At 70.1% G+C, this 20,616-nt stretch carries 16 protein-coding genes and 1 pseudogene; 1 reads left to right on the top strand and 16 read right to left on the bottom strand.

From position 1 onward, the window contains the following. Positions 1–946: pseudogene (locus AC08OJ_RS09420) on the top strand (hypothetical protein); the annotation flags it as partial. Positions 947–1,031: 85 nt separating this feature from the next. On the opposite strand, the gene AC08OJ_RS09415 reads toward AC08OJ_RS09420, so the two are convergent. From AC08OJ_RS09415 to AC08OJ_RS09340, 16 genes are all read right to left on the bottom strand, one after another. Continuing rightward, positions 1,032–2,048, bottom strand: a complete 1,017-nt coding sequence (locus AC08OJ_RS09415; protein WP_476595528.1) for a polyprenyl synthetase family protein — start codon at positions 2,046–2,048, stop codon at positions 1,032–1,034. 7 nt (positions 2,049–2,055) lie between these two features. Then, entirely contained in the window at positions 2,056–3,591 is a 1,536-nt protein-coding gene (nuoN, locus tag AC08OJ_RS09410) for an NADH-quinone oxidoreductase subunit NuoN (protein WP_476592110.1), read from the bottom strand. A gap of 41 nt (positions 3,592–3,632) precedes the next feature. Beyond that, positions 3,633–5,273: an NADH-quinone oxidoreductase subunit M gene (locus AC08OJ_RS09405; protein ID WP_476592094.1), complete on the bottom strand. Its 1,641-nt coding sequence runs from the start codon at positions 5,271–5,273 to the stop codon at positions 3,633–3,635. Between the two features lies 1 nt (position 5,274). Then, positions 5,275–7,260, bottom strand: coding sequence for an NADH-quinone oxidoreductase subunit L (gene nuoL / locus AC08OJ_RS09400; protein WP_476595527.1), 1,986 nt, complete (start codon positions 7,258–7,260; stop codon positions 5,275–5,277). Between the two features lie 190 nt (positions 7,261–7,450). Beyond that, on the bottom strand, positions 7,451–7,750 hold the full coding sequence (gene nuoK / locus AC08OJ_RS09395; RefSeq protein ID WP_476592096.1) for an NADH-quinone oxidoreductase subunit NuoK: 300 nt from the start codon (positions 7,748–7,750) through the stop codon (positions 7,451–7,453). Then, on the bottom strand, positions 7,747–8,553 hold the full coding sequence (locus AC08OJ_RS09390) for an NADH-quinone oxidoreductase subunit J (protein WP_476592097.1): 807 nt from the start codon (positions 8,551–8,553) through the stop codon (positions 7,747–7,749). Before AC08OJ_RS09390 ends, nuoK begins: the two co-directional genes overlap by 4 nt. Next, a complete protein-coding gene (nuoI, locus tag AC08OJ_RS09385) occupies positions 8,550–9,191 on the bottom strand; it encodes an NADH-quinone oxidoreductase subunit NuoI (RefSeq protein ID WP_476592098.1) in 642 nt (213 codons plus the stop codon). Before nuoI ends, AC08OJ_RS09390 begins: the two co-directional genes overlap by 4 nt. Positions 9,192–9,194: 3 nt before the next feature. Continuing rightward, on the bottom strand, positions 9,195–10,544 hold the full coding sequence (nuoH, locus tag AC08OJ_RS09380; RefSeq protein ID WP_462202933.1) for an NADH-quinone oxidoreductase subunit NuoH: 1,350 nt from the start codon (positions 10,542–10,544) through the stop codon (positions 9,195–9,197). Beyond that, on the bottom strand, positions 10,541–13,078 hold the full coding sequence (locus AC08OJ_RS09375) for an NADH-quinone oxidoreductase subunit G (protein WP_476595526.1): 2,538 nt from the start codon (positions 13,076–13,078) through the stop codon (positions 10,541–10,543). The genes nuoH and AC08OJ_RS09375 overlap by 4 nt, the downstream gene beginning before the upstream one ends. Positions 13,079–13,083: 5 nt before the next feature. Next, complete coding sequence (gene nuoF / locus AC08OJ_RS09370) at positions 13,084–14,415, bottom strand: NADH-quinone oxidoreductase subunit NuoF (protein ID WP_476592100.1); 1,332 nt, start codon at positions 14,413–14,415, stop codon at positions 13,084–13,086. 2 nt (positions 14,416–14,417) lie between these two features. Further along, entirely contained in the window at positions 14,418–15,200 is a 783-nt protein-coding gene (gene nuoE / locus AC08OJ_RS09365) for an NADH-quinone oxidoreductase subunit NuoE (RefSeq protein ID WP_476595525.1), read from the bottom strand. After that, positions 15,200–16,648, bottom strand: a complete 1,449-nt coding sequence (locus AC08OJ_RS09360; protein WP_476592101.1) for an NADH-quinone oxidoreductase subunit D — start codon at positions 16,646–16,648, stop codon at positions 15,200–15,202. Before AC08OJ_RS09360 ends, nuoE begins: the two co-directional genes overlap by 1 nt. A gap of 73 nt (positions 16,649–16,721) precedes the next feature. After that, entirely contained in the window at positions 16,722–17,432 is a 711-nt protein-coding gene (locus AC08OJ_RS09355; RefSeq protein ID WP_462185653.1) for an NADH-quinone oxidoreductase subunit C, read from the bottom strand. Positions 17,433–17,435: 3 nt separating this feature from the next. Beyond that, the gene (locus tag AC08OJ_RS09350; protein WP_476592102.1) at positions 17,436–18,251 is read right to left on the bottom strand and encodes a NuoB/complex I 20 kDa subunit family protein; all 816 of its coding nucleotides are present in this window, start codon (positions 18,249–18,251) and stop codon (positions 17,436–17,438) included. Further along, the gene (locus AC08OJ_RS09345) at positions 18,242–18,604 is read right to left on the bottom strand and encodes an NADH-quinone oxidoreductase subunit A (protein ID WP_011434998.1); all 363 of its coding nucleotides are present in this window, start codon (positions 18,602–18,604) and stop codon (positions 18,242–18,244) included. Before AC08OJ_RS09345 ends, AC08OJ_RS09350 begins: the two co-directional genes overlap by 10 nt. 118 nt (positions 18,605–18,722) lie before the next feature. Beyond that, positions 18,723–20,027, bottom strand: a complete 1,305-nt coding sequence (locus AC08OJ_RS09340) for a geranylgeranyl reductase family protein (RefSeq protein ID WP_476592103.1) — start codon at positions 20,025–20,027, stop codon at positions 18,723–18,725. Between the last annotated feature and the right edge of the window lie 589 nt (positions 20,028–20,616).

The following is a 20,616-nucleotide window of genomic DNA, read 5'->3' as shown; positions in this document are numbered from 1 at the left end:
AGCCAGCCGGGTCGGCGATGCCGCCCAGCGTCGCCGGCCGCTGGACACGCTGTCCCGGACCGGCCGGCCACGGTTCGCCACGACGACCACGACGGCCGCCGCCGGGGTCCAAGCCGGCGGCACCCTCGGCACCCTCTACGAACCCCTCCACGTTCCCGGGCCCACCTCCCCCACCGGGAGCCACCGGCCCGCCGACATCCATCCGGCGAGCCCGCCCGCCGAGAGCCCCGGCCGGATGCCCGGCGCGCACCGGGCACCGGCCAGTCGGCGGGGCAGCGGGCGGGTGCGGCTCGCCGCGGCGGGAACCGTCTCGCTCGCCGGGCTGTCCGCGCTGGTCGCCGGCGTAGCCCTGGGCGGCGATCCGACGGGCGCCACGACCGGCCCGAACGGCGGCGAGGCGCCTCGGGTCCAGTACACAGGCGGGGCCGCCTTCGGCTCCTCGCAGACGCAGGCCTCCCGCGACCGTCCGCAAGCCACCTTGCCCACTCCGCCCCAGGCGCTGCTGGCGCCGAGCACGAGCCAGTCCGGCCTGACCGCCCACCCGGGTAGTCCGTCCGGGCGATCAGGTTCCTCCCACGCCACCGGCGAGGCGTACCTGAGCCCCGGCACCTCGCCGATCCCGATCGTGCCACTGACGCCGCGGGACGAGCTCAGCTCACCCAACACAAGCCCCACCGACCTGCGTACCATCGCGCCCAGTCCGACGGGCACCGCCGGCGCGGCCACGACATCGCCGTCGCCGACCGACTCGTGGCCGTGGGGCGACCCGACCCCCTCCACGAGCCCGACGCCGACTTCGGCCGGTGGCTCCCTGCCGTTCCATCCGACGCCGATCGACGTCACTCCGCTGCTCGAGACATTCTTCGGTACGCAGGCCGGTGCCACGAAGGGCCACGCCGACCCGGCCGGAACCACCGCCACGACGGCGGTCACGTCGGGGCACTGACCCAGGACGCCCTCCGACCTGGCCGGGTCTCACCAGATTCGGCCAGGTCACCTTGTTTCCGGGACCGGGCGGTCCCGCGCCGCGCTCAGCCGGTGCGGTCGACCACGAAGTCGGCGAGGGACTCCAGGGCGGTCTTCGCCGGATTGTCCGGCAACGGCGCGAGGCATTCCCGCGCCCGGCTCGACCAGGAGACGAGTTCCGCCCGGGCCCGGGCCATGCCCACGTGGCTGCGCAGCAGATCGAGAGCCTCGCCCACCCGGTCCTCCGTGTTCCCGTCGCCGGGGGCGAATCCGGTGGTGATGAGCTCCCGGAGCCGTCCCGCCGCCCGGTCATCGGCCTGCAGCGCGTAGAGCACCGGCAGGGTCGGGATCCCCTCCCGCAGATCCGTGCCGGGCGTCTTGCCCGAGTCCACCGGGTCCGAGGCAACATCGATGATGTCGTCGGACAACTGGAAAGCCACCCCGAAAAGCTCCCCGAAGGTCGCGAGGGTGTCGACGGTGATCGGGTCAGCGCCCGCCAGCATGGCACCGAGCCGACCCGAGGTCGCGATCAGCGAGGCGGTCTTGTCCGTGATGACCCGCAGATAGTGCTCGACCGGGTCCTGCCCGGGCGCCGGGCCCACGGTCTCCCGGATCTGCCCCTCGCACAGGGTCGCGATCGTCCGGGCGAGGATGCGGGTCGCCTCCGGGCCGAGGTCCGCGGTGATGTCGGAGGCGCGGGCGAACAGGTAGTCCCCGGTGAGGATGGCGACCGTGTTCGTCCACCGCGTGTTCGCGGAGGCCGCTCCCCGCCGCCGCGGCGCCTCGTCCATCACGTCGTCGTGGTACAGCGTCGACAGATGGGTGAGTTCGATCGCCACCGCCGCCGGCACCACCCCGTCGGCCTCGGGATCGGCGAACTGCGCCGCCAGCAGCACGACGATCGGACGGAAACGTTTCCCCCCCGCGTCGACGAGATGGCGGGAGGTCTCGGTCACGAAGGCGGATTCGCTGCGCACCGACTCGCGCAGCAGATCCTCCACCCGGACAAGACCCATCCGCACGGCCTTTTCCAGATCAGGATCGGTCCTGATCCCCACGACGTCCAGCCCGATAGCGCTCATACCACCGTCAGCGTACGAAGCCGGACGTCGCGGCGGTCGTCGCGAGGTCCAGGAGTGGCTGTGGCGCTACTCCCAGTACAAGAGTAGCCACAGTGCCGATGGCGACCGCGGCGAAAGTCAACGTCGGGCGGGTCACCACCACCGGACCCTCGGCGAGCGGCTCGGAGAAGAACATCAGCACAATGACCCGCACGTAGAAGAAGGCGGCGATGGCGCTGCACACCAGTGCAACGACTACCAGCGGGGTGGCGTCCCCGGCGATCGCGGCCTGGAACACCGCGAACTTCCCGGTGAACCCGCTCGTCAACGGGATCCCCGCGAGCGCGAGCAGCAGGAACGAGAACGTCCCGGCCAGCAGGGGCGAGGTCCTGCCGAGCCCCCGCCACTGGGACAGGTCGCCGGCCTCGCCGTCGCCGGTACGGACCAGGGAGACCACGGCGAAGGCGGCGATCGTCGTGAAGCCGTAGGTCACCAGGTAGAACATCGAGCCGCGCAGGCCGTCGGTGTTGGTGCCGGCGAGGCCCACCAGCAGGAACCCGGCGTGCGCGATCGCAGAGTAGGCCAGCATGCGCTTGATGTCGCGCTGGGTCAGGGCAAGCACCGCGCCGACCACCATGGTGAGGATGGCGATCGTCCACAGGATTGGTCGCCAGTCCCAGCGCAGCCCCCCGAAGGCGACGTAGAAGACCCGCAGCAGGGCGCCGAACGCGGCGACCTTCGTCCCCGCCGCCATGAACGCGGTAACCGGCGTCGGCGAGCCCTGATAGACGTCCGGCGTCCAGGAGTGGAACGGCGCGGCGCCGATCTTGAAGAACAGACCCACCGCCAGCAGCGCGAACGACAGATAGAGGTAAGTGTCGTTCACACCGGCGTTGCCGACCGCGTCCGCGATCGCCCCGAACTCCACGCTGCCGGCAAATCCGTAGGCAAACGCGACGCCGTAGAGGAAGAAGGCCGAGGAGAACGCCCCGAGCAGGAAGTACTTCATCGCCGCTTCCTGCGACAGCAGCCGGCGGCGCCGGGCGAGCCCGGCCAGCAGGTACAGCGGCAGCGAGAGGATCTCCAGCGCCACGAACATCACCAGCAGGTTGTTCGATGCGACGAAGAGCATCATCCCGGTGACCGAGAAGACCATCAGCGGATACGCCTCGGTCTGCACGTCTGCCGAGGTCTGCTGCGCCGTCGATCCCTTCGAGCCTGGAGTGATCGCGGCCGAGGCCACGATCGCCCCGCCGGACGAGTCAAGCTGGCGTTCGGCCACCAGCAGCACCGACAGCAGGGCGAAGACCAGGATCGTGCCCTGCATGAACAGGGTCGGCGCGTCGATCGCCAGCGCACCGGAGGCGAGGATGGCCTGCCGGCCATGCAGCACCGCCACGGCCACGAGCGCGGCGACGAAGCCCGCACCCGCCAGGATCGGCTGGAAGGTCCGCCGGGCCCGCTTCGTGGCGAAGGCGTCGACGAGCACCCCGACGAGCGCGACCCCGAACACGATCAGGATCGGGCTGAGCGAGGAGTATTCGATCGACGGCAGCGTGATCATCGGGTTCGATTCCTGCGCCAGGAGAAGGTCGGGTGTGGCGCTCACGAGTGGCCTCCGGACTCCGCGGTCACCGAGTGCGTCGGAGCCGGGTCAGACTTGCCGATATCGGCATAGGTCGCCGTCACCGTCGGCGTGATGATGTCGAGCAGCGGCTTGGGGTAGACCCCGAGCGCGACGATGAGCGCGACCATCGGGGCGACGACGAGCTTCTCGCGCAGGCTGAGGTCGACCAGGACCTTGTTCTCCTCGTGCACCACCGGCCCGGTCATCGTCCGCTGGTAGAGGTACAGGATGTAGATCGCGGCCAGCACGATGCCGGTGGTCGCGACGATCGCCAGCGGCTTGTTCCGGGTGAACGTCCCCATCAGCACCAGGAACTCGCTGACGAAGCTGTTCGTCCCGGGCAACGCCAACGACGACAGTCCGGCGACGAGGAACACCCCGGCGAGCACCGGCGTCACCCTGGCCAGACCACCGTAAGCGCCGACGTCACGGGTGCCGCGGCGCGCCACCAGGAAGCCCACGACCATGAAAAGCAGGCCGGTGGACAGGCCGTGGTTGACCATGTAGAGCACCGCGCCGCTGCCCGCCTGGGAAGTGAAGGCGAAGGTGCCCAGCGCGATGAAGCCGAAGTGGGCCAGCGAGGTGTAGGCGACCAGCCGTTTCATGTCCCGCTGCCCGATGGCGAGCAGGGCGCCGTAGAAGATGCCGGTCACCGCCAGCCCCAGCACCAGCGGGGCGAAGTAGTCGGCCGCGTCGGGGAACAGCGGGATGCAGTACCGGATCAGTCCGAACATGCCCACCTTGTCCAGCACCCCGACCAGCAGCACCGCGCCGCCAGTGGGCGACTGCGCGCCGGCGTCGGGCAGCCAGGTGTGGAACGGGAACAGCGGGGCCTTGATGGCGAACGCCAGGAAGAAGCCGAGGAACAGCAGCTTCTGCACCTCGGGGGTGATGTCCATCTGCCGCAGGGTGGCGAAGTCGAAGGTTCCGCTGCCGAGGTTGTCGGCGGAGACGACGTACAGCCCGATCACGGCGGCGAGCATCAGCAGGCCACCGAAGAGGCTGTAGAGCAGGAACTTGACCGCTGCGTAGGAGCGCTGCGCTTGCTCCCTGACCGGGCCGTAGCTCCCGATGAGGAAGTACATCGGGATAAGCATCGCCTCGAAGAAGACGTAGAAGAGGAAGACGTCGGTGGCGGCGAACACGCCGATCATCCCGGCCTCCAGCGCCAGCAACAGCGCGAAGAACGCCGGGACCGACCGCCTGCTCCGCGTCCCGGCTCCGGGCCCGGAGTCGTCCGCCCCGACGGCGGCCGCGCCGGTCGGGTCCGTCGCGCCGGTCGTCCCGCCATCCGCGTCTGCCTCGTCCCAGGACGCCAGGACCACGACCGGCACCAGCAGCGCGGCCAGCAGGATCAGCACCAGCGAGATGCCGTCGGCTCCCACCGAGTAGGAGATGCCGAAGGTTTTGATCCAGTCGTAGGACTGGCCGAACTGGAAGCCGGCCTTGTTCGGGTCGTAGGCAGCAGTCGCAAGGACCGCGAGCACCAGGACCGCCAGCGAGAGCCCGAGGGTGAGCTGCTTGGCGAGGGTCGACAGCCGGCGGGGCAGAGCGGCGACGATCACCGCACCCGCGACCGGGACGATCAACATGATCGTCAACCAGGGGACTGTGTGCATGTCAGCCCGCCCTCACCAGCAACAGCGCGCCGACCACGAGGACGGCACCTCCCAACATTGACAGAGCGTAGGACCGGACGAAGCCGGTCTGGAGGCGGCGCATCCGCCCCGACAGGCCGCCGATGGCGGCGGCGCTGCTCCGCACGAGCCCGTCGACGCCGACGAGGTCCAGCCAGACCAGGAAACGGGTCAGGTACTGGCCAGGCCGCATCGCGACGGTCTCGTTGAAGGTGTTCGCGAACAGGTCGTGACGGGCGGCGACGGTGACCAGGGTGACCTTGGAGTCCGGCGGGGCCGTCGCCTCGACCGGGCGCAGCTGGTAGCGCACATAGGCGCCGGCGAAGCCGCCGACGGTGACCACCAGTGTGAGCAGGGTGAGGACGAGCGGCGAGAAGGTGTGGACGCCCTCGACGTGCGTCCCGGCGACCGGTTCGAGCCAGTCCTGCAACGAGTGGCCGAGGACGAACAGGCCACCGGCGAGGACCGAGCCGACGGCCAACACGATCATCGGCCCGGTCATCGACACCGGGGACTCGTGCGGATGCCGGGCGTGCTCGCCCTCCGTCGTCCAGCGCGGCCTGCCGTGGAAGGTCATCAGGAACAGCCGGGACATGTAGAAGGCGGTGATGCCCGCGCCCAGCAGCGCGATCGAGCCGAGCAGGTATCCCGATGTCCCACCCTTGTCGAAGGCGGTCTCGATGATCCGGTCCTTGGTGAAGAAGCCGGAGAACCCGGGGAACCCGATGATCGCCAGGTAGCCAAAACCGAAGGTCACCCAGGTGATGGGCATGTACCGCCAGAGCCCGCCGTAGTGGCGCATGTCCTGGTCGTCGTGCATCGCGTGGATCACCGAGCCGGATCCGAGGAACAGGCCGGCCTTGAAGAAGCCGTGGGCGAGCAGGTGCATGATGCCGATCGCGTAGCCGGCCGGTCCCAGCCCCACCGCGAGGAACATGTACCCGATCTGGCTGACCGTCGAGTAGGCCAGCACCTTCTTGATATCGTCGTAGGCGCAGCCGATGACGCAGCCAATCAGGATCGTGACCGCCCCGATGATCACTACGACGGTGCGAGCGGCCTGCGTCTCGTTGAAGATCGGCCCAGCCCGCACGATGAGGTAGACCCCGGCGGTGACCATGGTTGCCGCATGGATGAGCGCGGAGATCGGGGTCGGGCCCTCCATGGCGTCCGGCAGCCAGGCCTGCAGTGGGAACTGACCGGACTTGCCGCACGCGCCGAGCAGGAGCAGCAGCGCGATCGCGGTGATCGTGCCGTAACCGATGACGCCCGCGGCGGCCGAGCCGAACACGTCGGCGTAGCTCGTCGACCCGACGGTGGCGAACATGAACATGATCGCGAGCACCAGCCCGACGTCCCCGACCCGGTTCATGTAGAAGGCCTTGTTCGCCGCGGTGGCGGCGGCCGGCTTGTACTCCCAGAACTTGATGAGCAGGAAGGACGACAGTCCGACCAGCTCCCAGCCGGCGTAGAGCGACAGGAAGTTATCGCCCAGGACGAGCAGCAGCATCGACGCCAGGAAGAGGTTCATGTAGGCGAAGAACTTCCGCCGGGCCGGGTCGTGCGCCATGTAGCCGATCGAGTAGATGTGGATCAGTGTCCCGACCCCGGTGATCAGCAGCACAAAGACGACCGAAAGCTGGTCGACCAGCAGACCGACGTCCACCTGGAAACCGTTGACCGGAATCCAGGAGTACAGCTGCTGGGACAGCGCCCGGTCGTCACCGGGGCAGTCGAGCAGGCCGGCGAACAGCACCAGACCGATCACGAAGCTGGCGGCGGAGGTCAGTGTGCCGAGCAGATGCCCGAACCCGTCGGTCCGCCGGCCGCCGAGCAACAGCACCGCGGCTCCGGCCAACGGAAGCGCGATGAGCAGCCAGGTCAGCGAGAAGACCCCCGACGCGGCCGCATAATGGATCTTGCTGCCGCCATGTTCGGCGGCGGCGAGCAGAAGCGGGTCAGCGTTCATCGCGACTCCGCCGCGGATGCCATTGGCGATAATGCGTCACTGCAGTGTCGTCCGTTCTTCCGTGGCCGACGGCCGGTCGCAGCCGCGTTCCGGCGGCGGGAGCGGACCGGAGAGTCCACCCGACCCGGTCCGCGGTGGGAATGCTGGTCAAGATCTGGTGCTCGCGCTCGTACTCGTGCTTGGCTGGGATCTAGTACTTCAGCAGGTTCACGTCATCCACCGACGCCGAGTGACGGGTTCGGAAGATGCTGAGGATGATGGCCAGGCCGATGACGACCTCGGCCGCGGCGACGACCATGACGAAGAAGGCCATGATCTGCCCGTCGAGGGTCCCGTGAATGCGGGAGAACGTGACCATGGTCAGGTTCGCGGCGTTGAGCATGAGCTCCACCGACATGAACACGACGATCGCGTTGCGCCGGACGAGGACCCCGACCGTGCCGATGGTGAACAGTAGCGCGGAGAGGATCAGGTAGTTCGCGGGGTTCATCGACCGTCCCCCTTACCGGCGCCGATGGGCGCCGAGCCGTTCGCGTCCCGGGAGATGCCGCCGCCCGGCTCGCCGGGCGTCTCGGGGATGCCCCCGATGCCCGAGGCGCGCCCGCCGCCCGGCAACAGCCCGAGCGTGTCGGCGGAGTCATGCCGGGCGAAGACCCCCGGCCCAGGCAGCGGGGTGACCTGACGGCCCTCGGTGAAGCGCCGCCGCATCCACTCCCGCTGGCTGATCCGGCCGCCTTCGCGTTCCCGGTGGCCGAGGATCATCGTGCCGATCGCGGCGACGACAAGCAGCGCCGAGATCGCCTCAAAGACGAAGACGTAGTCGGTGAACAGCAGGCGGCCGATCGCCTGGACGTTGCCGCCGGTGTTCGCCTCGGACAAGCCCGTGGCGCTCCCGCCGTCGATCGCCGAACCGATCGGGAAGGCCAGCAGGCCCGCGAAGCCGAGGCCGAAGACGATCGCGCCGAGGCGCTGACCGCGGATGGTCTCCACCAGCGAGTCGGACGAGTCAACCCCGACGAGCATCAGCACGAACAGGAACAACACCATGATCGCGCCCGCGTAGACGATGATCTGCACGAACCCGAGGAACGGTGCCTCCTGGATCAGGTAGAACACCGCGACGCAGAACAGGTTGGCCACCAGCAGCAGCGCCGAGTGCACGGCGCTGCGGACCATCACCATGCCGAGTGCGGCCAGCACCGCGACCGGGGCGAGGATCCAGAAGGTCGCGGCCTCACCGGTGGAGGTGCTGGTGATGTCCCCCGCCGCGGCGGCGAGGATCTCGTGGTTCATCGTGGTCGCTCCGAACCGGCGCCGTGGGCGGGAACCTCGTCCGCCCGGGAGTGCTCGCCCGCCGTCCGCCGGGCGATGACGTCTGCTGCCTCCCGCTCCGCGGCCTGCTCCTGCTCCGAGATCTGCCAGGGCAGCGGGGCGTCGGGGTCGCGGGTGTAGTAGTCGGTCTCGCTGGAGCCGAGCCGCATCGGATGCGGCGGCGCCTCCATGCCCTCGCGCAGCGGAGCGAGCAGCTGTTCCTTGGTGAAGATCAGATCCTGTCGGCTGTCGTCGGCGAGCTCGTAGTCGTTGGACATCGTCAGCGCCCGGGTGGGGCAGGCCTCGATGCACAGCCCGCACAGGATGCACCGCAGGTAGTTGATCTGGTAGACGCGGCCGTAGCGCTCGCCCGGGGAGTACCGCTCAGCCTCGGTGTTGTCCGCGCCCTCGACATAGATCGCATCGGCCGGGCACGCCCAGGCGCACAGCTCGCACCCGACGCACTTCTCCAGGCCGTCGGGATGCCGGTTGAGCTGGTGACGGCCGTGGAAACGCGAGGCGGTCTCCTTTTTTTCCTCCGGGTACTGCTCGGTCGTCGGCTTCTTGAACATCGTCCCGAAGGTGACGCCGAACCCCTTGTACGGGTCGAGGATCCCCATGACTCAACGCTCCTGACGCGGACCGGGGTCCGCGGGGATGACAGTGGACGACCCGTTGGCCGAGGCACCGGCGGACACCGCCGGACGGCCCCGTCCACCGGCCGGCGGTGGGGGCGGCCACGGGATGCGGTCGAGGCTCGGCGCCTCGGCCAACTTGCGCTGCTCGGCCTCCTCCAGCTCCCGCTGGTGCCTCGCGCCGCCGGGATCAATGAGCGCGACGATCAGCAGGATGCCGACGACCACGCCGAACCCGACGAGCCAGGGCGTGCGGTCGTCCACGTGCTTCTGGTAGACGCGGAAGGTCGCGACGGCCAGCACCCAGACCAGACCGACCGGGATGAGCACCTTCCAGCCGAAGCTCATGAACTGGTCGTACCGCAGCCGCGGCAGCGTCCCGCGCAGCCAGATGAAGAAGAACAGGAACGCCAGCAGCTTGAGGACGAACCAGATCAGCGGAATCCAGCCGGAGTTCAGACCGGACAGGCCGGGGATGGGCGGAGGCTGCCAGCCCCCGAGGAACAAGGTCGTCGCGATCGCCGAGACGGTGACCATGTTGATGTACTCGGCCAGGAAGAAGAACGCGAACTTGATGGAGCTGTACTCGGTGTGGAACCCGCCGACCAGTTCGCCCTCGGCCTCGGGGAGGTCGAAGGGGGTCCGATTCGTCTCGCCGACCATCGAGATGCAGTACAGGACGAACGACGGCACCAGCACGATGTACCAGCGACCCGACTGGCTCGCCACGATGCCGGAGGTCGACAGCGTGCCGGCGTAGATGAACACCGCGACGAACGCGAGCCCCATCGCGACCTCGTAGGAGATGATCTGCGCGGCCGAACGCAGCGAGCCGAGCAGCGGGTAGGTGGACCCGCTCGACCAGCCCGACAGGATGAGCCCGTAGACACCGAGGGAGGCGGCCGCCAGCAGGTAGAGCACGCTCACCGGCAGGTCCGCCAGTTGCAGCGTGGTCCGCTCCCCGAGGATCGAGACCTCCGGACCGAAGGGGATCACCGCGAAGGCGAGGAACGCGGGCACCGCGGAGACGATCGGCGCCAGGATGAAGATCGGCTTGTCGGCGAGTACCGGGATGAGGTCTTCCTTGAGCATCAGCTTGGCACCGTCGGCGAGGCTCTGCAGCCAGCCCCTCGGGCCGTGGCGGTTCGGGCCGACCCGCTGCTGCATCTTCGCGACGACCTTGCGCTCGAACACGATCGCGAACAGCGTCATCAGCAGCAGGAAGGCGAACACCGCGACGGCCTTGAGCAGGATCAGCCAGAACGGGTCGTCGGCGAACGCGTGCAGGTCCGGATCCGCGGCCGCGGCCCAGACGAGCGTGGGCGGGGTGGCGCTCATGCGCGGCCTCCGGGAGTGTCGTCCCCGGCGGGGGTGCCGTCCCCGGCAGGGGGATCGTCCTCGGCGGGGGTGCTCGTCCCGGCGGCGCCCACCCGGACGAGGACCCCGGCGTGCCCGGCAAGCGCCCGGCGCACGTGCGAGCCCGGCGAGTGGGTCGGCACCCAGACCACCCGGTCGGGCATCGCCGTGACCTCGACGGGCAGGGTGATCGAGCCGCGGGGGGTCGTGACGGTTACCCGCCCCCCGGCCACGGCGCCGATCTCGGCGGCGGTCGCGGCGGACAGGCGGGCCACCGCCGGGCGCGCGGTGCCCGCCAGGTAGGGCTCATCGGCCTGCAGGGCGCCGTCGTCGACGAGCTGGTGCCAGGTCGCGAGCACCGCCTCACCCGCCCCCGCGACGGGCGGCTCGGCGATCGGCTCCGACGGGGCGGGCACCCGGCTCACACCGTTGCCGGCCCGGCCCAGGGCGCGCAGCTCGCGGGCGGCCGCGCCGGCGTCGGGCAAGCCGAGGTCGAGGCCCATCTCGGCGGCGAGCAGGTGCAGCACCCGGACGTCCGGCAGGGCCGGGGTGTCCAGGGCCCGCTGGAACGGTCGCAGCCGGCCCTCCCAGTCGACGAACGAGCCGGCCTTCTCCGCCACCGGGGCGATGGGCAGCACCACATCCGCGACCTCGGCGATCGACGACCGGCGCAGCTCGATCGAGATGCAGAACGGCATCCGGGCGAGCGCCACGAGCGCACTCGCCGGATTCGGCAGGTCCTCCGCGTCGACCCCGGCCACGATCACCCCGTCGAGCCGCCCGGCCGCGGCGGCGGCCAGGATGCCGTCGGTGTCGCGGCCGGGCGCGCCGGGCAGCGGACCCCCCCAGACCTCCTCGACCTCGGCGCGCCCGGCGGCGTCGGTGACCGGGCGGCCGCCGGGCAGCAGCGAGGGAAGCAGCCCGGCCGAGACCGCGCCGTGGTCACCGGCCCGCCGCGGAACCCAGGCGAGCGAGGCACCGGTCGCCTCGGCCAGCCGGACAGCCGCGGACAGCGCCCCGGGGAACTCCGCGGCCCGCTCGCCCACCAGGATCACCGCCCCCGGCGCCCGCAGGGCCTGCGTGGTCGGTGCTTCCGGCCCGCCCCGGTCGGGGGCGGCGAGCACGTCGAGGACGGCCGCCTCCTCGCCGGGCCGCGTCGGCACGAGGGTGCCGGCGAGCTTGGTCAGCCCCCGGCTCGCCAGGGGTGCGAGCGCGTGCACGGCCGCGCCGTGCTTGTCCACGGCCTTACGTAGTCGCAGGAAGACGATGGGCGACTCCTCCTCCGGCTCGAAGGCCACCAGGAGCACGGCCGGGGCGGCCTCGAGATCGGCGTAGGTGACGCCGATGCCGATGCCGATGCCGGTGCCGGTGCCGGCATACCCGAGGAACTGCTCCTCCTCGGCGGAGTGCGGCCGGGCCCGGAAGTCCACGTCGTTGCTGGCCAGCGCCACCCGGGTGAACTTCGCGTAGGCGTAGGCGTCCTCACGGGTCAGCCGCCCGCCGGTGAGCACTCCGACCCCGCGCCGGTCCCGGCACTCGGCCAGTCCCCGCGCGGCGTACTCGAGCGCCTCGCTCCAGGAGGCCGGGACGAGCTGCCCGGTCTCGTCGTCGCGGATCAGCGGGGTGGTGAGCCGGTCGGCCGCGCGCGCGTAGGTGAAGGCGAACCGGCCCTTGTCGCAGTTCCACTCCTCGTTCACCGCCGGGTCGTCGCCGGCGAGGCGACGGGTCACCCTGCCCCGGCGGTGGTCGGTGCGCAGGGAGCATCCCGACGCGCAGTGCTCGCACGCCGTGGGCGTGGAGACCAGGTCGAAGGGCCGGGCCCGGAAACGGTAGGCGGCGCTGGTCAATGCCCCCACCGGGCAGATCTGCACGGTGTTGCCGGAGAAGTAGGAGGAAAACGGCTGCCCCTCGCTCACCGCGACCTGCTCGGCGGCGCCTCGCTCGAACAGCTCGATAAACGGGTCACCGGCGATCTGGGCGGAGAACCGGGTGCAGCGGGCGCACAGCACGCAGCGCTCCCGGTCCAGCAGGATCTCGGTGGAGATCGCCAGCGGCTTCGGGTACACCCGCTTGGTCTCCTTGAACCGGGAGACCGCACCGCCGTTCGCCATCGACTGGTTCTGCAGCGGGCACTCGCCGCCCTTGTCGCAGATCGGGCAGTCAAGCGGATGGTTGAGGAGCAGGAACTCGAGCGTGCCGGCCTGGGCCTTGCGGGCGACCGGCGAGGTTAGCTGGGTCTTCACGACCATGTCGGCGGCCACCGTCGTGGTGCAGGAGGCGACCGGCTTGCGCTGGCCCTCCACCTCGACGATGCACTGCCGGCAGGCTCCGACGGGGTCGAGGAGCGGATGGTCGCAGAACCGCGGGATCTCGATGCCGAGCAGCTCAGCCGCGCGGATGATGAGGGTGCCCTTGGGCACGCTCACCGACAGCCCGTCGATGGTGAGGGTGATGAGGTCGGATGCGACCGGCTGGGCCGGCTCTGAGGCGCGAGGCCTGGATGGGGCGACGGTCATGATGGTCAGTGCGCTCCCGCGTAGGCACCCGGGGCGGACGCGGGCGAGCCGTCGCCGGCCGTGGCGTCTCCCGGGGTGGGGTTCGGCTTCGTGGTCACCGCACTCACCGGGATGAACTCGTCCCGGAAGTACTTGATCCCCGAGACGATCGGGGAGGTGGCCCCGTCGGCCAGCGCGCAGAACGCCCGGCCGAAGATGTTGTCGCAGGCGTCGACGAGGGTGTCCACGTCCTCGGCGTCGCCCTGGCCCCGTTCCATCCGGGACAGGATCTGCACCATCCAGGTGGTGCCCTCGCGGCACGGAGTGCACTTGCCGCACGACTCGTGCGCGTAGAACTGGGTGAGCCGGCGGACGACCTTGAGCATGTCGACCGTGTCATCCATGATCATGAGTGCGGCCGTGCCGAGCAGCGACCCGACCTCCTGCATGCCCTCGAAGTCGAGCGGCGCGTCGAGGTGCTCGGCGGTCAGCATCGGGGTGGACGACCCGCCCGGGGTCCACGCCTTGAGCCCGCGACCGCCCCGCACGCCGCCGGCCAGGTCGAGCAGCTCCCGCAGGGTGGTGCCCATCGGGGCCTCGTACTGGCCGGGCCGGGTCACGTGCCCGGACAGGCTGTAGATCTTCGGCCCCGGCGAGCGCTCCCGGCCCATCGACCGGAACCAGTCCACACCGTAGTTCACGATGTACGGCACCGACGCGATCGTCTCGACGTTGTTGACCACCGTCGGGGAGGCGTACAGGCCGTGCGTCGCGGGGAACGGCGGGCGCAGCCGAGGCTGGCCGCGGCGGCCCTCCAGGGAGTCGAGCAGTGCCGTCTCCTCGCCGCAGATGTAGGCGCCCGCGCCGGAGTGCACGACGAGGTCGAGGTCGAAGCCGCTGCCAAGGATGTCCCGGCCGAGGTAACCGGCCCGGTAGGCCTCGGCCACGGCGGCCTGCAGCCGACGGGCCGCGTGGATCAGTTCGCCGCGCAGGTAGACGAACGCCCGGCCGGCCCGCACCGCGTAGGCCGCGATGACGATCCCCTCGATGAGCGAGTGCGGGTCCGCCATCATCAGCGGCGCGTCCTTGCAGGTGCCCGGCTCCCCCTCGTCGGCGTTGATGACGAGGTAGTGCGGCCTGCCGTCGCCCTGCGGGATGAAGCCCCACTTCATCCCGGTGGGGAAGCCGGCGCCGCCCCGCCCCCGCAGCCCGGAGTCCTTCACCAGCTTGATGAGGTCACCCGGGGCCATCGCGAGGGCGGTGCGCAGTGCGGTGTAGCCGTCGAGGCGGGTGTAGGTCTCGATCGTCCACGACTCCGGCGTGTTCCAGCGCCGGGTGAGGACCGGGGTGACGGGCATTGTCAGCTCCCCTTCCGTTCCGAGGAGGCCGGGGTCGTCGGCGCCGGAACCACCGCGGGCGGCGGCCCGGCAGGCGGTGAGGCGGGGCACGCCGCCGCGTCGGCCCCCACACCATGGGTGACCAGCGGCGCGGGCGCCTGCTCGGCGCTCCAGCCGGCCGCCTCGGCCACGAGGAGACCCACGACCGACGGCTCGCCGACCCCCGGGCCCGCGACGCCCTCCGGCCGCGGATCGCCGAACCCGGCAAGCTGGCGGGAGACCTCGGCGAACGAGCACAGCGGACCGCCACGGGCCGGCGCCGGCCGCCGCCCCGCCCGCAGGTCCTCGACGATCGCCTGGGCGGAGTCGGGGTCGACCTGGTCGTAGAACTCGTAGTTCACCGTCATAACCGGTGCGTAGTCGCAGGCCGCGAGGCACTCAGCGTGCTCGAGGGTGATCGACCCGTCCGGTGTCGTCTCGTCATGGCCGATCCCGAGGAGCTTCGAGACCCGCTCGTAGACGTCCTCGCCACCGGGCAGCGCGCACGACAGATTCGTGCAGACCGAGACGAGGTAGTCCCCGACCGGATGCCGCTTGTACATCGTGTAGAAGGTCGCGACCGCGCCGACCTCGGCCCGGGTGATGCCCAGCACGTCCGCGCAGAACGCGACGCCCTGCGCGGTCACGCACCCCTGCTCGGCCTGTACCAGGTGCAGCAGCGGGAGCAGGGCCGAACGGGATCGGCCGGCTGGGTACCTGGCGATGATCTCCTGCGCGGCCGACTGGGTCTCCGGCGAGAACGCCATCAACGATCAACTCCCCCGAGCACCGGGTCGACCGAGGCGACCCCGACGATCACGTCCGCCACCTGGCCGCCCTCGGTCAGCGCCGGGACGGCCTGCAGGTTGACGAAGCTTGGATCCCGCACATGGACGCGGAAGGGTCTCGTGCCGCCGTCGCTGACCACGTGGTAGCCGAGCTCGCCGCGCGGCGACTCGATCTGGGTGTAGACCTGACCGGCCGGGACGCGGAACCCCTCGGTCACCAGCTTGAAGTGATGGATCAGGGCCTCCATCGAGGTCCCCATGATATTCCGGATGTACGCGAGTGAGTTACCCGTCCCGTCGGACCCGACAGACAGCTGGGACGGCCAGGCGATCTTCTTGTCGGCGACCATGACCGGGCCGGGACGCAGCCGGTCCAGGCACTGCTCAACGATCTTGAGCGACTCGCCCATCTCCTCCAGCCGCACCAGGTAGCGGGCGAAGGAGTCGCCCTCCAGCGCGGTCGGCACGTCGAACTCGTAGGTTTCGTAGCCGCAGTAGGGCATGGTCTTGCGCAGGTCCCACGGCAGGCCCGCGGCGCGCAGCACCGGGCCCGTGGTCCCCAGCGCGATGCAGCCGGCCGCGTCGAGAACGTTGACGTCGACCATCCGAGCCTTCCAGACCGGCTGGCCGGTGAGCAGCGCGTGATACTCCCTGATCCGCTTCGGCATGTCGGCGAGGAACGCCCGGATGGCCCGCTCGGCGCCGTCGGGGAGATCCTGGGCGAGGCCCCCGGGCCGGATGTAGGCGTGGTTCATCCGTAGCCCGGTGATGAGCTCGAGCAGGTCGAGGACCTTCTCCCGCTCCCGGAAACCGAAGATCATGGCGGTGGTGGCGCCGAGCTCCATGCCGCCGGTCGCGAGCCACACCAGGTGCGAGGCGATCCGCTGGAGCTCCATCACCATCACCCGGATCACCGTGGCCCGCTCGGGTACCTGCTCGGTGATGCCCAGCAGCTTCTCCACCGACAGGCAGTAGGCCACCTCGTTGAACAGCGGCGAGAGGTAGTCCGCCCGGGTGAGGAAGGTGACCGCCTGAGTCCAGGTGCGGTACTCACAGCTCTTCTCGATGCCGGTGTGCAGGTAGCCGATGACGATGCGGGTCTCGGTAACCGTCTCGCCCTCGATCTCCAGGACCAGGCGGAGCACCCCGTGGGTCGACGGGTGCTGCGGCCCCATGTTGACGACGATCCGCTCGTTCTCCTCCTCGCCGACGCCGAGGATCTGCTCCCAGTCGCTGCCGGTGACGGTGTAGACCCGCCCACTCGCCGACTCGGTGAAGCCGGCCTCGTAGGCCGGATGCTCCCCGGGTCCGCCGACGGTCCCGGTCGGGTAGCCGACGCCGTTCGCGCCGTTGGGGGCCCCGGTGCCGTTAGGGGCCCCGGTGGTCAGATCGTCCGTGGTGGCGGAAGTCGACGTGTTGGGCGTCATAGCGAACCTCGGATGTCGCCTCGTGGGATGTCGCCTTGGCGGTGTCGCCGGCTGGCCAGGGCCGGACGCGGGGTCACGAATAGCTCCGGCGCTCGTCCGGCGGCGGGATCGTGGCACCCTTGTAGTCGACGGGGATGCCCCCCAGCGGGTAGTCCTTGCGCTGCGGGTGCCCGATCCAGTCGTCCGGCATCATGATTCGGGTCAGGCCCGGATGACCCGTGTAGACGATGCCGAACATGTCGTAGGTCTCGCGCTCGTGCCAGTCCGCGGTGGGCCACACCGAGGTCAGGCTCGGCACGGTGGGATCGGCGTCGGTGACGGACACCTCGACCCGGACCCGGCGACGGTGCGTCATCGAGGTCAGGTGGACCACCGAGTGCAGGCGACGGCCGGTGACGTCGTCCGGGTAGTCCACGCCAGACAGCGAGGACAGCAGCTCGAACCGCAGGTCAGGGTCGTCACGCAGGGTCTGCCCGACGGCGGCGAGGCTCTCCCGGCGCACGTGGACGGTCAGCTCCCCGCGATCCACCACCACCCGTTCGACGGCGTCGCCGAGCTGGGGGAAGGCACGTTCGAGCGCGTCGTAGACGGCGTCGGCGTCGGCGTCACCGAACGGGCGGGCGGTGGAGCTCAGGGCCGGAACGGGCGTCACAAGCCCGCCGAACCCGGAGGTGTCACCGCTGTCACCGGCGCCGAACGCGTCCCGGCGCCGCCCACCCGGGCCGCCGGGCACGCCGGCGGCGCCCGGTACCAGGTCGGCGGGGGCTGTGCTCTCGTCGCTCACTGCCTAGATCCCCCGATCCGGGTCGTCGACGTCGCCGATGCTCTCGGTGGTCGGGCCGGGCCCGTGCGCCCGGGCCTCGTCACTCGGCTTAGGGTCGACCGGTAGCCGCTTGGCGCGCCCGAACACCGAGGGCGGTGCGAGGGCAGCGGGCCGGCGGGTGTCCAGGGCGGGTTCGACCGCCCCGCTACCCGTCGACGCCGGCGCCCCGGCCGGGATCGAGAAGCGCTTGCGGTCGTTCACCGAGAGGGTCCGGGTGTCGAATGCGCCCGCCGGCAGACCGGCCCGGGCGATGGCCACCTCGATGGGTTTCGGATACGGCGAGGAACCGATCTTCGTGTGCTCAATCCGGCCGGAGATCGGGCCGGCGAGGATCTTCTCGTGCAGCTTGATGATGGCGTCCATGAGCATCTCCGGCCGCGGTGGGCAGCCGGGGAGGTACATGTCGACCGGGACGATATGGTCCACACCCTGCACGATCGCGTAGTTGTTGAACATGCCGCCGCTGCTGGCGCAGACACCCATCGACAGCACCCACTTGGGCTCGGGCATCTGGTCGTAGATCTGCCGCAGCACCGGCGCCATCTTCTGACTCACCCGGCCGGCGACGATCATGAGATCGGCCTGGCGCGGGCTGGCCCGGAAGACCTCCATGCCGAATCGGGACAGGTCGTAGCGGCCGGCTCCCGTCGACATCATCTCGATCGCGCAGCAGGCCAACCCGAAGGTCGCCGGCCACAGCGACGAGCGCCGTGACCAGTTGGCGAGCTTCTCGACGCTGGCAAGAAGCACACCGCCCGGCAGCTTCTCCTCTAGTCCCATTCCAGACCTCCACGCCGCCACTCGTAGGCGTACGCGACGAAAATGGTCGCCATGAACAACGCCATCGCGCCGAGACCGAATACCGCCAGGCTGTCGAACGCTACCGCCCAGGGGAAGAGGAAGATAATCTCGATGTCGAAGACGATGAAGAGCATCGCGGTGTTGTAGTACTTCACCGGGAAACGCTGCGGCCCGGCCGGGGCCGGGGAGGGTTCGATCCCGCACTCGTATGCGTCGATCTTCGCACGGTTGAACCGGCGCGGGCCGATCAGCGCACCGGCCGCGACCGAACCAACTGCGAACAGGGCCGCGATCACGAGTAGAACGAGGATCGGCACATAGTTCGAGAGCATGCCGAACTCCTCTCCTTCGAGAGTTTGTTACCGGACGTTGGGGTGAAACGGCTCGCCGGTGAACGGACCGCGAACGGTCCGGACTCGGCCCGCGGAACCAGTGGCCATTTCGGACACGTCAGGCCGCGGGAGCGAGCCGGGTCATCGCGTTGATCAGTCGGTCCATCGCATCCCCTCCCCGGGGGTCGGTAAGATTTGCCATGATCTTGAGAACGAAACGCATGAGGACCGGTCTCGGCAGCCCGTAGCGGGTACCGAACGCCATAATCGTCGGATTGCCGATGAGCTGGACGAAGAACCGGCCCAGGGTGTAATAGCCCCCGTACCGGGCCCGCATGAGTTCCGGGTACTGGCCGAGCGCCCGCTCCCGCGCCGGACCATCCGGGCGGGCGAGGGCCTGCACGGCAATCTCGGCGGCGTACCGACCAGATTCGAGCGCGTAGGCGATGCCCTCCCCGTTGAAGGGATTCACCATCCCGCCCGCGTCACCGACCAGCAGCACGCCGTCGCGGTAATGGGGGGTCCGGTTGAAGCCCATCGGCAGGGCGCTGCCACGCACCGGGCCGGTGGCGTTGTCCTCGGTGTATCCCCACTCCGGCGGCAATGCGGCGAGCCAGCGGCGCAGCAGGTCCCGGTAGTCGGTGTTCTGGAAGGCGTCCGTGGTGTTCAGCAGGCCGAGGCCCACGTTGCTCGTGCCGTTGCCAACCCCGAAGATCCAGCCGTAGCCAGGCAGCAGCCGGCTCTCGCGCGGCCTGCCCTCCCACAGTTCCAGATGGGACTCGAGGAAGTCGTCGTGCGTGCGGGGGCTGCGGTAGTAGCGGCGGACCGCGACCCCGAACGGCCGGTCCTCCCGGCGGCGGATACCGAGGGCGAGCGCGATGCGGGCGCTGTTACCGTCCGCCGCGACGACCAATGGCGCCCGGAACGTCACAGATGTTCGGTCGGTGCCGGTCCTGGCGTGCACGCCGACGACCCGTCCGGTGCGCTCGTCGAGCAGCGGACCGGTCACGGCGGTCCCCTCGTGCAGCCGGGCACCGACCTTCACCGCGTGGCGGGCCAGCAGGTCGTCGAAGTCAAGCCGCGGACGGACCAGGCCGTAGTCGGGCCAGCTCGCCAGCTCCGGCCAGGGCAGCTCCAGGCGGACGCCGCCGCCGATGATGCGAAGCCCCCGGTTACGGGCCCATCCGGCCACGGGCGAGGTGTCGAGACCCATGTCCACGAGGCTGCGAACGGCCCGCGGGGTCAGCCCGTCGCCACAGACCTTCTCGCGGGGGAAGGTCGTCTTCTCCAACAGGAGCACGTCGAGCCCGGCGCTGGCGAGATGGTAGGCGGCCGAGGAGCCACCGGGACCCGCGCCGACCACGATGACGTCGGCGTCGGCCTTCGACCGGCCGGCCGCACCGTCATCCCTTGTCCTCGCCATGGTCACGAATTGCTCCGGATCTGCTAGATTACTCGTCCCGGGGGCACTCCACCGGGAGCCCTCCACCTGTGTACTCGTGAAATTCTTCACGAGCGTTCTCGGCGAGTGTAGGCCTTGCGCAGGCCAACCGCACCAACCAGGATGCGGCGAAGAACGGACGAGTTGACTTCGTGCACCCTATCGCTACTGTGAGCGATAGTTCGCGGCATCGGACGCCCGCCGCCGGAGCTCGGCGGTCGATCGCCACCATGAGCGGCAGGTACAATTCCCGCCCGATCGGCCTGGATCAGGCCAGCTCACCCGCCTGGTGTCGGTCCGGAGCACTCGCCCGCAGCGCGAAGCGCAACGGAGAAACCACGAAGCCGGCCTCCACCGCCCGCCGGTGGCCCATATTCGCCCCCCGGGGTGGGATTCAGCGCCCGTGCGGGGTAATCCCTCCACAGGTCACCCGAAACGCGGTGGCTCGTCCGCGGTCGCCGCCGGTGTCCCGACGGCGCGGATGCACCATCACCCGAACACCATCACCCGAAGCAGCACGGACTGGGAACGAGAGAACGCGATGACCATCGCAGAGACCGTCGTCATCCCC

Source organism: Frankia sp. CgKIO3 (assembly GCF_977946435.1).
This window is presented reverse-complemented; position numbering and strand designations above follow the sequence as displayed.

What these genes read in the sequence shown, in the direction of transcription:
- nuoH (WP_462202933.1), bottom strand. Translation starts at nt 10,544, where the DNA reads ATGAGCGCCACCCCGCCCACGCTCGTCTGGGCCGCGGCCGCGGATCCG.
- AC08OJ_RS09345 (WP_011434998.1), bottom strand. Translation starts at nt 18,604, where the DNA reads ATGCTCTCGAACTATGTGCCGATCCTCGTTCTACTCGTGATCGCGGCC.
- AC08OJ_RS09415 (WP_476595528.1), bottom strand. Translation starts at nt 2,048, where the DNA reads ATGAGCGCTATCGGGCTGGACGTCGTGGGGATCAGGACCGATCCTGAT.
- AC08OJ_RS09340 (WP_476592103.1), bottom strand. Translation starts at nt 20,027, where the DNA reads ATGGCGAGGACAAGGGATGACGGTGCGGCCGGCCGGTCGAAGGCCGAC.
- nuoL (WP_476595527.1), bottom strand. Translation starts at nt 7,260, where the DNA reads ATGAACGCTGACCCGCTTCTGCTCGCCGCCGCCGAACATGGCGGCAGC.
- AC08OJ_RS09375 (WP_476595526.1), bottom strand. Translation starts at nt 13,078, where the DNA reads ATGACCGTCGCCCCATCCAGGCCTCGCGCCTCAGAGCCGGCCCAGCCG.
- nuoN (WP_476592110.1), bottom strand. Translation starts at nt 3,591, where the DNA reads ATGATCACGCTGCCGTCGATCGAATACTCCTCGCTCAGCCCGATCCTG.
- nuoF (WP_476592100.1), bottom strand. Translation starts at nt 14,415, where the DNA reads ATGCCCGTCACCCCGGTCCTCACCCGGCGCTGGAACACGCCGGAGTCG.
- AC08OJ_RS09405 (WP_476592094.1), bottom strand. Translation starts at nt 5,273, where the DNA reads ATGCACACAGTCCCCTGGTTGACGATCATGTTGATCGTCCCGGTCGCG.
- nuoE (WP_476595525.1), bottom strand. Translation starts at nt 15,200, where the DNA reads ATGGCGTTCTCGCCGGAGACCCAGTCGGCCGCGCAGGAGATCATCGCC.
- AC08OJ_RS09390 (WP_476592097.1), bottom strand. Translation starts at nt 8,553, where the DNA reads ATGAACCACGAGATCCTCGCCGCCGCGGCGGGGGACATCACCAGCACC.
- nuoK (WP_476592096.1), bottom strand. Translation starts at nt 7,750, where the DNA reads ATGAACCCCGCGAACTACCTGATCCTCTCCGCGCTACTGTTCACCATC.
- AC08OJ_RS09360 (WP_476592101.1), bottom strand. Translation starts at nt 16,648, where the DNA reads ATGACGCCCAACACGTCGACTTCCGCCACCACGGACGATCTGACCACC.
- AC08OJ_RS09350 (WP_476592102.1), bottom strand. Translation starts at nt 18,251, where the DNA reads ATGGGACTAGAGGAGAAGCTGCCGGGCGGTGTGCTTCTTGCCAGCGTC.
- nuoI (WP_476592098.1), bottom strand. Translation starts at nt 9,191, where the DNA reads ATGGGGATCCTCGACCCGTACAAGGGGTTCGGCGTCACCTTCGGGACG.